8 protein-coding genes are annotated in these 12,797 nt (G+C 70.6%); 3 read left to right on the top strand and 5 right to left on the bottom strand.

The genetic code is table 11. The features are described from left to right. Positions 1-56: 56 nt before the first annotated feature. Positions 57-1,529, bottom strand: coding sequence for a glutamate synthase subunit beta (locus ACWGLC_RS10045; RefSeq protein ID WP_452099777.1), 1,473 nt, complete (start codon positions 1,527-1,529; stop codon positions 57-59). Then, entirely contained in the window at positions 1,522-6,123 is a 4,602-nt protein-coding gene (gene gltB, locus ACWGLC_RS10040) for a glutamate synthase large subunit (RefSeq protein ID WP_452099776.1), read from the bottom strand. Before gltB ends, ACWGLC_RS10045 begins: the two co-directional genes overlap by 8 nt. Positions 6,124-6,634: 511 nt before the next feature. On the opposite strand from gltB, the gene ACWGLC_RS10035 reads away from it, so the two are divergent. After that, positions 6,635-7,720, top strand: coding sequence for a YihY/virulence factor BrkB family protein (locus ACWGLC_RS10035; protein ID WP_452099775.1), 1,086 nt, complete (start codon positions 6,635-6,637; stop codon positions 7,718-7,720). Between the two features lie 45 nt (positions 7,721-7,765). Here ACWGLC_RS10035 and ACWGLC_RS10030 read toward each other — a convergent pair whose 3' ends face one another. Beyond that, positions 7,766-8,377 carry a hypothetical protein gene (locus ACWGLC_RS10030; protein WP_452099774.1) on the bottom strand — a complete coding sequence of 204 codons (612 nt, stop codon included), beginning with the start codon at positions 8,375-8,377 and terminating at the stop codon, positions 7,766-7,768. Positions 8,378-8,418: 41 nt separating this feature from the next. Then, the gene (locus ACWGLC_RS10025) at positions 8,419-8,946 is read right to left on the bottom strand and encodes a hypothetical protein (RefSeq protein WP_452099773.1); all 528 of its coding nucleotides are present in this window, start codon (positions 8,944-8,946) and stop codon (positions 8,419-8,421) included. 187 nt (positions 8,947-9,133) lie between these two features. On the opposite strand from ACWGLC_RS10025, the gene ACWGLC_RS10020 reads away from it, so the two are divergent. Then, a complete protein-coding gene (locus ACWGLC_RS10020) occupies positions 9,134-10,297 on the top strand; it encodes a DUF4185 domain-containing protein (protein ID WP_452099772.1) in 1,164 nt (387 codons plus the stop codon). Positions 10,298-10,330: 33 nt separating this feature from the next. Here the strand turns inward: ACWGLC_RS10020 and ACWGLC_RS10015 are convergent, their stop codons facing one another. Next, positions 10,331-11,875, bottom strand: coding sequence for an AAA family ATPase (locus ACWGLC_RS10015; RefSeq protein WP_452099771.1), 1,545 nt, complete (start codon positions 11,873-11,875; stop codon positions 10,331-10,333). Positions 11,876-12,092: 217 nt separating this feature from the next. Here ACWGLC_RS10015 and ACWGLC_RS10010 point away from each other — a divergent pair, with 217 nt between their 5' ends. Then, positions 12,093-12,707, top strand: a complete 615-nt coding sequence (locus tag ACWGLC_RS10010) for a hypothetical protein (protein ID WP_452099770.1) — start codon at positions 12,093-12,095, stop codon at positions 12,705-12,707. Positions 12,708-12,797 lie beyond the last annotated feature (90 nt).

The following is a 12,797-nucleotide window of genomic DNA, read 5'->3' as shown; positions in this document are numbered from 1 at the left end:
AGGTATTACGCCACGGCGCCCCTCGAGTCGTAGTGCTCCGGGGCGCCGTGCCGCCGTCAGCGCTGCGCGACGTCCGTCGGGCGGACGGGAGCCGGCAGCGCCGTCTCGCCCATCAGGTACCGGTCCACCGCGGCCGCGGCCGAGCGGCCCTCCGCGATGGCCCACACGATGAGCGACTGGCCGCGGCCCATGTCGCCGGCCACGAAGACCCCGTCGACGTTGGTCGCCCAGGTGCCGTCCCGGTCCACGTTGCCGCGGTCGGTGAAGTCGACACCCAGATCCGAGCACAGGCCGGAGCGTTGCGCGCCGGTGAAGCCCATCGCGAGCAGCACCAGGTCGGCGGGGTACTCGAAGTCGGAGCCGGGCACGGGCTCGAACCGGCCGTCGACCATCTTCACCTCGGAGCCCTTGAGCGCGGTCACATGCCCGCCGGAGCCCACGAACTCGGCGGTCGACACGCTGTACACCCGCTCACCGTTCTCCTCGTGCGCGGAGGCGGTGCGGAACATCAGCGGGTACACCGGCCACGGCGTCGAGGCCGCGCGGGTGGCCGGCGGGCGGGGCATGATCTCGAAACTCTTCACCGACCTCGCGCCCTGCCGGGTCGCGGTGCCGAGGCAGTCCGCGCCGGTGTCGCCGCCGCCGATGATGATCACGTGCTTGTCACGCGCGTGGACCTCCGGCAGCCCGTCCGCGTCCACCACGGGATCCCCCGCGGCGGCCTTGTTGGCCAGCGGCAGGAAGTCCATCGCCTGGTGGATCCCGTCGAGCTCACGGCCGGGCACCGGCAGGTCGCGGCGCAGGGTGGCGCCGCCGCACAGCACGATCGCGTCGAACTGCGCGCGCAACTGGGTGGCGGTGATGTCCTTGCCGACGTTGACGCCGGGGCGGAAGACCGTGCCCTCCGCCTCCATCTGCGCCAGGCGGCGGTCGAGGACCGCCTTCTCCATCTTGAACTCCGGGATCCCGTACCGCATGAGCCCGCCGATGCGGTCGTCCCGCTCGAAGACCGTGACGGCGTGCCCGGCACGGGTGAGCTGCTGGGCGGCGGCCAGCCCGGCCGGGCCGGAGCCCACCACGGCGACGGTCTGCCCGGTACGGAACGACGGCACGACCGGGTCCATGCCGCCCTCGGACCACGCGGCCTCGGCGATCTCGACCTCGATCTGCTTGATGGTGACCGGCTCCTGGTTGATGCCCAGGACACACGACCCCTCGCACGGCGCCGGGCACAGGCGCCCGGTGAACTCGGGGAAGTTGTTGGTCGCGTGGAGCCTGTCCACCGCCGCGTCCCAGCGTCCGCGGTGCACCAGGTCGTTCCACTCCGGGATGATGTTGCCCAGCGGGCAGCCCTGGTGGCAGAACGGGATGCCGCAACTCATACACCGGGAGGCCTGCGTCCTCAGGTGGTCCTCGGGCAGGGTCGTGGACTCGTAGACCTCCTTCCAGTCCATGATCCGGAGGTCGACCGGCCGGCGCTTCGGCAGCTCGCGCTCGGTGTGCTTGAGAAAGCCCTTCGGGTCAGCCATTTGCGGCCTCCATGATCGCCTCGTCCACGTTGCGTCCGTCCTTCTCCGCCTGCTCGATGGCCAGCAGCACGCGCTTGTAGTCGCGCGGCATGACCTTGGCGAAGTGATTCACGTTCTGGGCCCAGCCGCCCAGGATGTCCCGGCCCCGGGCCGAGTCGGTCTCGGCGACGTGCCGCTCCACGATGTCGTGGAGGAACTGCACGTCGTCGGCGTCGAGCTCCTCGATGTCGACGAGCTCACCGTTGAGGTTCTCGGCCAGTGCGCCGTCGGGGTCGTAGAAGTAGGCCACGCCGCCCGACATGCCGGCGGCGACGTTGCGGCCGGTGGAGCCGAGCACGACGACCTTTCCGCCGGTCATGTACTCGCAGGCGTGGTCGCCCACGCCCTCGACGACCGCGGTGACGCCGGAGTTGCGCACGCAGAACCGCTCGCCCACGATCCCGCGCAGGAACACCTCGCCGGCGGTGGCGCCGTAGCAGATCACGTTGCCGGCGATGATGTTGTTCTCGGCCACGAAGTCGGGGGCGGCGTCGTGCGCCGGGCGGACCACGATCCGGCCGCCGGACAGGCCCTTGCCGACGTAGTCGTTGGCGTCGCCGAGGACCCGGAGCGTGACGCCGGAGGCCAGGAACGCTCCCAGCGAGTTGCCGGCCGAGCCGGTGAAGGTGAGGTCGACAGAGCCGTCGGGGAGCCCGGCGGCGCCGTGCGCCCTGGAGATCTCGTGGCTGAGCATCGTGCCCACCGAGCGGTTGACGTTGGCGATCGGGTAGGCGCCGGTGACGGGCCCGCGCGAGGGGTCGACGACGACGTCGCGGCAGTCGTCGATCAGCGTCCGGTCGAGCACCTTCCCCAGCTTGTGGTCCTGCTTCTTCGTGCAGCGCAGGTCCTGGTGCATGAACGGCGAATCGGCCTGGGCGAAGATCGGTTCCAGATCGAGTCCCGCGATGCGCTTGTTGTGGGCGAACGCCCGGGACTTGTCGAGGCACTCCGAGTGGCCGATCGCCTCGTCGAGGGAGCGGAAGCCCAGCTCGGCGAGGTACTCGCGGACCTCCTCGGCGATGAACTCCATGAAGTTCACGACGTACTCGGCCTTGCCGTTGAACCGCTCGCGCAGCACCGGGTTCTGAGTGGCCACGCCGACGGGGCACGTGTCGAGATGGCAGACGCGCATCATGACGCAGCCGGCCACCACGAGCGGGGCGGTGGCGAAGCCGAACTCCTCCCCGCCGAGCAGGGCCGCGATGATCACGTCGCGCCCGGTCTTGAGCTGCCCGTCGACCTGCACGACGATGCGATCACGCAGGCCGTTGACCAGCAGGGTCTGCTGGGTCTCGGCCAGGCCGAGCTCCCACGGCCCACCGGCGTGCTTCAGGGAGGTCAGTGGGGAGGCCCCGGTGCCGCCGTCGTGACCGGAGATGAGCACCACGTCGGCGTGTGTCTTGGACACGCCCGTGGCCACGGTGCCGACGCCCTGCTCGGCGACCAGCTTCACGTGGACCCGCGCCTGCGGGTTCGCGTTCTTCAGGTCGTAGATGAGCTGCGCCAGGTCCTCGATCGAGTAGATGTCGTGGTGCGGCGGCGGGGAGATGAGCCCGACGCCCGGCGTCGAGCCGCGGACCTCGGCGACCCACGGGTACACCTTGTTCGGCGGGAGCTGACCGCCCTCGCCGGGCTTGGCGCCCTGGGCCATCTTGATCTGGATGTCGGTGCAGTTGGCGAGGTAGTGGCTGGTCACGCCGAACCGGCCGGAGGCGACCTGTTTGATGGCCGAGCGTCGCCAGTCGCCGTTCGCGTCCGGGGTGAAGCGGTCGGTCGACTCGCCGCCCTCGCCGGAATTGGACCGCGCGTGGAGCCGGTTCATGGCGATCGCGAGGGTCTCGTGCGCCTCGGCGGAGATCGAGCCGTAGCTCATCGCACCGGTCGAGAACCGCTTGACGATCTCCGAGACCGGCTCGACCCGGTCGATCGGTATGGGCGGGCGGTCACTGCTGAGTTCGAACAGGCCGCGCAGGGTGGCCAGTCGCTCGGACTGGTCGTCGACCAGACGGGTGTACTCCTTGAAGATCTCGTAGCGGCCGGACCGCGTGGAGTGCTGGAGCTTGAACACCGTGTCCGGGTTGAACAGGTGGTACTCGCCCTCGCGGCGCCACTGGTACTCGCCACCGATCTCGAGCTCCCTGTGCGCGGCCTCCTCGGGCCGCGGCAGGAAGGCGAAGCGGTGACGGCGGGCCACGTCCTCGGCGATCTCGTCCAGGTCGATGCCGTCGATGGGGCTGATCGAGCCGGTGAAGTACTCGTCGCACAGTTCCTGCGACAGACCGGTGACGTCGAACAGTTGGGCGCCGGTGTACGAGGCCAGGGTGGAGATGCCCATCTTGGACATCACCTTGAGCACGCCCTTGGCGGCCGCCTTGCGGTAGTTGGCGTAGGCCACCTCGGTCTCGACGCCGGTCAGGTCGCCGGTCTTGACGAGCTCGTCGATCGACTCGAACGCCATGTACGGGTTGATCGCCTCGGCGCCGTAACCGAAGAGCACGGCCATGTGGTGGACCTCGCGGGCATCGCCGGACTCGATCACCAGGCCGACGCGGGTCCGGGTCTTCTCCCGCACCAGGTGGTGGTGGACGGCCGAGGTCAGCAGCAGCGACGGGATCGGCGCGTTGCGCTCGTCCGACTCGCGATCCGACAGCACGATGATCGACGCGCCGTCTTCGATGGCGCGGGAGACCTCGCGGCGGATCCGGCCGAGCGCGATGCGCAGGCCGCGACCGCCGTGGGCGACGTTGTACAGGCCCCGGACGACGACCGACTGCAGGCCGGGACGGACCCGACCGGCCGCCATGAGCGTGGTGAGGTCGGTGTTGCTGAGGATCGGGTTGTCCAGTCGGACCTGCCGGCACGAGTCCGGCCCCGGGTTGATGAGGTCGCCCTCCGGGCCCAGGGTCACGCCGTAGCTGGTGACCAACTCCTCCCGGATGGCGTCGAGCGGCGGGTTGGTGACCTGGGCGAATCGCTGGGCGAAGAAGTCGAACAGCATCCGCGACCGCTGGGACAGCACCGGCAGCGGGGTGTCGGTACCCATGGATCCGATCGCCTCGGCACCCGTGGCGGCCATCGGAGAGACGAGTATCCGCAGCTCCTCCTCGGTGTAGCCGAAGACCCGCTGGCGCAGCACCACGCGCTCGTGGCTCATGATCTCGTGTCGGACCTCGGGCAGGTCCTCGAGGCGGGTGATGCCCTCGTCGAGCCAGGTGCGGTACGGGTGCTCGGCGGCGAGGGAGGTCTTGATCTCCTCGTCGTCGATGATCCGGCCCTGCTCGGTGTCGACCAGGAACATCCGGCCCGGCCGCAGGCGGGTCTTGGTGACGACCTTGTCCTGCGGGATGTCGAGCACGCCCACCTCGGAGGCCATCACGACGAGGCCGTCGTCGGTCACCCAGATGCGCGAGGGGCGCAGACCGTTGCGGTCGAGCACGGCGCCGATCACGGTGCCGTCGGTGAAGGTGATCGAGGCCGGCCCGTCCCAGGCCTCCATGAGCGAGGCGTGGTACTCGTAGAACGCCCGCTTGGCGGGGTCCATGGTCGCGTGCCGCTCCCAGGCCTCGGGGACCATCATGAGCACGGCGTGCGGCAGCGGCCGACCGGCCAGGGTCAGCAACTCGAGCGCCTCGTCGAAGCGGGCGGTGTCCGATCCGCCGGGGGTGCAGATCGGCAGCGCCGCCGACAGGTCCTCGATGTGCTCGCTCGACATGAGCGACTCGCGGGCCCGCATCCAGTTCTCGTTGCCGCGCGCGGTGTTGATCTCGCCGTTGTGCGCGACGTAGCGGAACGGGTGGGCCAGCGGCCACGCCGGGAACGTGTTGGTGGAGAACCGGGAGTGCACGATGCCCAGCGCCGACTCGACGCGCTCGTCCCGGAGGTCGACGTAGAAGTCCGGGAGCTGCTTCTCGGTGAGCATGCCCTTGTAGACCATGGTCCGCGGGCTCAGTGAGGGGAAGTAGACCGTCTCGGAGCCGATGTCTCCGCGGCCGGGACCCTTGCTGCCCAGTTCGTGCTCGCACCGCTTCCGGACGACGAAACATTTGCGCTCGAGTTCGAGCCCGGTGAGCAGCCGTCCGTCCGGGCCGGCCGCCTTGACGAAGATCTGGTGGATCGTGGGCTGCGCGTCGCGGGCGATCGCGCCGACCGAGGAGTCGTCGACCGGGACCTCGCGCCAACCGATCACGCTGACGCCCTGTTCGGCGCCTATCCGCTCGACCATCCGCATGGCGTCCATGGCCAGCATCCGGGACTGCGGGAGAAAACAAAGGCCGGTTGCATACGCACCGGCCTCGGGTAGTTCTCTGTTCTGCTCCTCACGCAACACCTCGCGGAGGAACCTGTCAGGTATCTGGATCAACAAGCCCGTGCCGTCGCCGGTGTTCACCTCGGCGCCCACGGCGCCGCGGTGCTCGAGGTTCACCAGCGCGGCGATCGCCTTCTCGACGATGTCCCGGGACTGACGTCCGTACATGTCCACCACGAACGCGACACCACAGGCATCGTGCTCGTACTCCGGGCGGTACAGGCCTTGTGGGCCGGGATTCGTCTTCATCACTTCGCCTTCGCTTGTCGACGGGTCGACCCCGTGACTGTCGGAGCACCCGCACACAGAGAACCGAGGCTCTCCGGCTGGAAAATAATATGGGCAGAGGGGGCTACCCACACAAGTCGTGCAAGTCAAACCACTGTCCTTGACGTGGGAAACGATTCCACCTTGTGAGATTTCTCTCAGGGCTGGCACGTACTCCGGGGCCCGACGACCGTCCCCGGCGACCCGGGTCAGCGAAGAATGCCGCGGCGGTCCCGCCCGGGACCCCCACGGACCCGGCCCACGGCGAGGCGGCGAAAAGGAACGGAGGACTTCACCCTCTCAGCCTACTGTTATCCAGATCACAGTTCCAGACCTGTTCGCCGCCGACCGGGGCCGGTGCACGTCAACCGGGCATCGCCGTCGTCGTCGTCCTGCCAGAGTGGGGAGGATCGGGGCCGCCACCCACCGCGGCGCGGAGCCCGATCCCCACGATCAGCAGGCGGTGCCCCGGCACCGGGGAGGCGGGACGACGGTGACCGACGCCAGGGCGGCCGAACTCATCGCAGGCGACGAGACACTGCATCGCCGCGGCATCGGGTATCTGCGGGAGAGGGAGGGGGCGTCCGAGGTCCCGGGCACGCTTGCGCGCCGCGGCGCCGTGTACGCGCTCAGACGCGCCCTGCCGAAATTCAACTCGGACAACTGCATGGACATGGCCTCCGGGCTGACCTACCACGCGGTGCTGTCGCTGCTGCCGACGATGATCGTGCTGGTCTCCCTGCTCGGCGTGTTCGGCCGCGGCGACGAGACGGTCCAGGCGGTGATGCAACTGCTCAACGATTCGGTTCCGCAGGCGACCGTCGAGTTTCTCCGCGGCCCCGTGGAAAGCCTCGTGCGCACGAGGGCCGCCGGCTTAGCGCTGGTGGTCGGCCTGCTCGGCGCGCTCTGGACCGCCTCGAGTTACGTCGGCGCGTTCGGCCGCGCCCTCAACCGCATCTACGGCGTCGGGGAAGGGCGCCCGTTCTGGTGGCGACGACCGGCGTTCGTGCTGCTCACCGCGTTTCTCGTGGCGCTGCTGGCGTGCGCGGCCCTCATCCTCACCCTCACCGGCGGGCTGGCCGAGAGCGTCTTCAGATTCGTCGGGCTGGGTGATCTCGCGCTCACGGTGTGGTCATTCCTCAAGTGGCCGGCGCTGGTGGCCATCGTGGTGCTGGTGATCGGGATCCTCTACCAACTCACCCCGAACGTCCGCCGGCCGCGATTCCGCTACCTGTCCCCCGGCACGATCGTCGCCCTGGTCGTGACCATCGCCGGCGGCTGGGGCTTCACCTTCTACGCATCCCACTTCAGCAACTACAACGCCACCTACGGCTCGCTGGCCGGCGCCATCATCTTCCTGTTCCTGATCTGGATCTCGAACAACGCGCTGCTGTTGGGTGCCGAGATCGATTCCGAGCTCATCCGCGCGCGCCTGCTGCTCGCCGGCGTCGAGGCCGAGGAGGTGATCCCGCTGCCGCTGCGCGACGGGACCTCGGTCATCAAGGCCCACCGCAGGACCGCGGCCCTCGTCGCCGACGGGGCCGAGCTGCGTCACGAGGCCGCCGGGCTGGGCGCCTGAGGGGGTCTCCGAACGCCCGCGGGACAGCCCGGCCGGCTGCGCCGATCAGGGCACGGTGACCACGCCGCCGCAGCCGCCGTACGGGTTGCTGCCCGAGCCGGTCGGGATCAGCAGGTCGAGCGAGAAGGTGGGCAGGAACAACCCGTCCTCCGTGGCCGACATCGTCCATTCGATGGTGCCGGGGCCGGTGTCGACGATGGCACCCCACACGTCGTCGCCGTTGAACTCGACCCAGTGGATGTCGTCCTCACCGTGCCCCTCGACCAGGGTCCCGCCCGCGCCGGTGTCGGTGTTGACCCAGTGGACCTCGACGTTCTCGGTGGTGGTGCTGCCCTCGGACGACTTGTTGGTGTCGACCAGGAAGGCGGTCTCGCCCGGGTTCTCGCCCGGAACGGCCCGGGTCTGGTTGTGATCGGCGAACCCGACAGAGCCCATCGCGGAGCACTGACCGGGCAGGGAACCGGCGGCCGCACCGAGGCCCACCTTCTCCGCGACACCGACGGAGGTGCCGCCGACGGAACCGATACTCAGGGAGCCCGAGTCGGTCGGCGCACCGCCGTCCTGCGCGGCGGCGACGGGGGCACCGAGCGCCAGGGCGAGGCCGAGGGAGGCGGTACAGGCCGCAGCGGTCATGGGACGAGGAAGCAAGGTGGTCATACCGACACCCTCGCTCAGAAAGCGAAGGGACACAAGGCTTTTCAGCCCAGACGGGGCGCCCGCCGGGACGGCAGGGAGCGGGCTGCGGTGGCCTCGCGGATCCCGGGGACCGAGGCCGGGATGACGACGGGGCCGCCGACCCGGGGGTCGAGCACCATGGCCGTGGGCGTCTCCTCGGAGCCACGGTTGATGCTGCGACACAGCTCGTAGGCGTCCTCGTCGCGCCAGATGTTCACCCAGTGGACCTCGAGGCCCTCACGGGCGGCCCGGCGGCGCAGCGCCGACGAGTAGGCGCAGCCCGGACGCCAGAGAACCACCACGGCCTTCTCGGAGTCGGAGTCGGCCCGGCTACGGACCGAATCCAGCGGCACGTGCCCGGCCACCCGGAGCGGGGAATTCCACAGCGCCACCGCGGCGATGGCCGCGAAGACCGCGATCGCCAGCGGGACGCCGTGCCCGAACCCCACGACGGTCAGGGCGAGCGCGCACCCGAGGGCCAGCACGGCGGCGGAGCCGAACCAGTGGCCGGGGACGAGTTCCCTCCCGGCCCGCGCGAATGGGTGGGTCACGAGCAAGACCATACGCCTCCGCAATCGACATGTGTGGACTGCACTGAAAATTTCTGTGACCCGACAACGACCGCCCGCCTCCGGCCTCGGAGGTCTCCGCTCCACACCTGCAGCCCCGCCGACCACCCCCGCCGAACCTCGGCCGGAGTCGGTCCCCGTCACGCGCTACCGCGGTAGCGTCTGCTTTATGACGGAGACGCCGCAGGCCCCCGCCGCGCCCTCGACCGCGACCCGCAAGGTCCGTGATCTGAGCGGTCCCGGGATCACCACCCGGTTCGGCATGGAGGGCACAGACCTGGGAATCGTCGCCCGGACCCCCTCCGGGCGACTGCTCGCCGTGTTCGGGGACACCTTCGCCGGTGCGGGGATGGGCGCCCCGCACGTCGGCAAACCGCATCCGGGGATCGCGCAGTGCGTGCCCACGACCGACGACCGGCCCGGGCCCGGCAACCCGGACTGGCGCTCCCCCGTCGGGCTGTTCTCCGACACCGCCGATCCGGCCGCCGGCATCGAGTGGGCGGACGCCGCCGGCCCGGGTCCGCGCGACTACGCGTCGCAGCTCCTCGGCTACGTGCACGGCCGCGGCTGTTCGACCGTCCTGCCGAGCGACGTGCTGACCATCGGCGACACCATGTACCTGCACGTCATGGTCAACGAGGGGCTCGGCACGGTCACCCGCACGCAGATCCACCGCTCCACCGATGACGGCCGCACGTGGGAGCCGACGGGCGCCGAGTTCTCGCCCCGGCTCGAGGGCGGCCACCGCCAGTTGTGGACGTGGGAGCGAGGCGGCGACGGCTGGGTGTACGTCATGTCGACCGGCTTCCAGCGCGACAAGGGCGCCATCCTGATGCGCGTGCGCGAGGTGCACCTCGACGACCCGAGCACCGGGCACTGGCAGACCTACGGTTTCAAGGACGGCCGTTGGGACTGGGGCAACCCCACGACCATCGTGCTGCCGGGCCGCATCGGCGAGATGTATCTGCGGCGCTGCGAGGACTTCTGGACCCTCACGTACTTCAACGCGGAGCACTACCGGATCGACTGCCTGACGTTCTCGCAGATCGGGTCGGACCTGCTGGACCGCTCGGTGACGGCCCACGCCACGCTGCTGCCGGGCAGCGCGTGGGGCGACGAGTCCGACGGCACCGACCCGGCCTCCGGCCCCGCCCGCGTGGCCCAGTTGTACTGCGGCTGCCCGATCCCGGGCTCCACGCCGGAGCAGTGGTACGTCATGGTGAGCCAGTGGAACACCCACGATTCGGCGGCCGGGCCGGCCGGCTGGCCGTACCGGTCCATGCAGTTCGTGACATCCATCCCCCGCCCGCCCGGCCACGCGCCGGCCCCCTGACGACATCGGCGGCAGATCATCTGACCCGGCGGGTCATACCCAGGGCAGCGGGCCCAACTCGCGCTCGGCCCACCGCCGGACCGCGTCGCCGTCGCGGCCGTCCAGCGCGGTGGTGTCCAGCTCGACCGCCTCGGGCCACGGCGCCCTGTCCGCCAGCTGGGCGTCGAGCACCTCGACCGTCGCCTCGGACGGGTCCGTTCCCGCCCGGGCCCGGTCGGTGACCCGCCGCGCCAGCTCGTCGCGGGGTGCGGTGCACGAGATCTCCACGAGCTCGGCATGGGCGTCGGCGGCCACCGTCTCGGCCTCGGCCCGCCGCCGCGGCTCGAGCCACGTGGCATCCAGCACCACGCTGCGTCCCAGCGCGAGGTGGCCGGCCGCGCGGTCGAGCATCTCGGCGTAGACGGCCGCGATCGCCTCCGGCGAATAGCGGCCCTCCCCGCCCTCGCGCCGCGCCACGTCCGATCGCATCGGGTCCGAGCGCACCAGCTCGGCGCCCAGCGCGGCCGCCAGGGGCGCGGCGACCGTCGACTTACCGGAGCCGGAGACCCCGCCCACCAGCACCAGCCGCACGCGCGCCCGCAGCAGGCCGTCGACGGCCCAGGCGGCCAACTCCACCGCGAGGCGGGCGTCAGCGCCGCCGGAGTCCGTCTGCGCGGCGCGGATCGCGGCGACCTTGGCGCGCACGAGCGCGCGATACGCCATGTAGTGGTGCACGAGTGACGCCGGCGCGTCGTCGCCGGAGGCCTCGCGATAGGCCTCGAGGACGACGACGGCGAGGTCGGTCGCCCCCGACCGGTCGAGATCCATGGCCAGGAACCCGATGTCCAACACGGCGTCCCCGAACCGGAGGCGGTCGTCGAACTCGAGGCAGTCGATGATCCGCGGCCCGTCGCCGGTCAGGTAGACGTCCGCGGCCAGTAGATCCCCGTGGCCGTCCACGACCCGGCCCTCCTCGATCCGTGCTCGCAGCAGCGGACCGCGGCCACGCAGGTAGGCGCCGGCGAGGTCCGCGATGTCGTCAACGATCCCCGGCGCGTCCTCGCCCACGCTCAGTCCGCGCAGGTGCTCGAGCGACTCCGTCCAGAGACCACCCACCACGCCCGGGTCGCCCGCCGCGTCGATCTCCGGCGTGCGGTGGCTGTCCGCGTGCAGACGCGCGACCTGCCGGGCCACCTCGCCCAGGCCACCCACGATGTCCGTATCGCCGACCCGGGACGCGCCGGCCTCCCGCTCCCGCACCAGCCAGGCGAGGCTCTCCCGCTCCGGGAGTCGGCGCATCTCCACGACGTGGTCGATGATCTCGTCGTCGTTGTCGTCGTCCTGCCCATCGGGCGAGCGGGGCCGGCGCACCTGCAACACACCGAGATACACGTCCGGGGCGAGCCGACGGCCCAGTTCCACCTCCCGTCGGCTCTGCTCCGCGCGCGCCCGCACGGTGCGGTTGTCGAGGAAGCCCAGATCGATCGGTTTGCGTACTTTGTGAGCCTTGTCACCACAGAGCAAGATGAGCGCCCCGTGGGTCTCCACCACGACGGGAGGCCCCCACGACTGGCGGTCCGGACGATCGGAGGTGTCCATGGACCCACCCTAGGCAGGCGCGACGCCTCCCGCCGCCGGTCCGGGCACACGCTGCGGTGCACCACATCACCGAACTGTTACCTGAAGCGCCACTGAACAAATCGGGGGCTGACATGCCCGGATGTCACTTGTAGTGTCGCCGACGCACCCCAGCCACACGGCCGGGATGCCCGCGATGAGACACATCGTGGTCAATGCAGATCGGAGACGTTCAGCAGTGACGAACACCCACCGCAAGACCACCAACCGGACCACCGCGAAGATCGCCGCCGTCGGCGCGTTCGGCATCGGTGCCGCCATCGCATTCCCGGGCCTCGCCGCCGCGCAGGACGCCACCACGCCCGAGGGCCCCACCGCCAGCCTCGAGAACCTCGCCGGCGAGGAGGGCAGCCTGTCCGACCTCACGGGTGAGGACGGCAGCCTCGAGGGCGCCCTCGGCACGGACCTGGCGCTCGACGCGGGCAGCCTGGCCCTCAATGTCAATCTCGACGCCGAGACCCCGAACCCGGGTTCGGTCGAGCTCGGCAGCCTCGGCGTCTCCCCGAACACCGGCAGTGACCTGGTCGACGGTGGCACCGGCTCGGGCTCCGCGGACGAGGACGCCACCGACGACGCCGAGGAGACCGGCTCGCTCGACACCGGCTCGCTGCCGGGCAGCAGCGAGGAGAATGAGGACGTGGCCGCCGCGGCCGAGACCGACACGGACACCGGCTCCGCCGCGTCCTCCGAGGACGACACCACGGCCACCGACGACGAGGCGGAGGAGACCGGTTCGATCGACACCGGCTCGCTCGCCGGCCTGAGCTCCGGCGCCGACGAGGTCGCGGTCTAAGACGACCACCGGCCGGTTCGGCCGACCTCATACCCGCACCTCCCCCGGTGCAGCACGGCCCGGGATCGCGACCACCGCTTTCGGTCACGA

Source organism: Dietzia sp. NPDC055877 (assembly GCF_053615975.1).
The sequence above is the reverse complement of the archived record's forward strand: the minus strand, read 5'-3'. Positions and strand labels throughout refer to the sequence as shown.

Excerpts from the sequence above, each read along its gene's own strand:
- ACWGLC_RS10045 (WP_452099777.1), bottom strand. The coding sequence starts at position 1,529 with ATGGCTGACCCGAAGGGCTTTCTCAAGCACACCGAGCGCGAGCTGCCG.
- gltB (WP_452099776.1), bottom strand. The coding sequence starts at position 6,123 with ATGAAGACGAATCCCGGCCCACAAGGCCTGTACCGCCCGGAGTACGAG.
- ACWGLC_RS10030 (WP_452099774.1), bottom strand. The coding sequence starts at position 8,377 with ATGACCACCTTGCTTCCTCGTCCCATGACCGCTGCGGCCTGTACCGCC.
- ACWGLC_RS10020 (WP_452099772.1), top strand. The coding sequence starts at position 9,134 with ATGACGGAGACGCCGCAGGCCCCCGCCGCGCCCTCGACCGCGACCCGC.
- ACWGLC_RS10015 (WP_452099771.1), bottom strand. The coding sequence starts at position 11,875 with ATGGACACCTCCGATCGTCCGGACCGCCAGTCGTGGGGGCCTCCCGTC.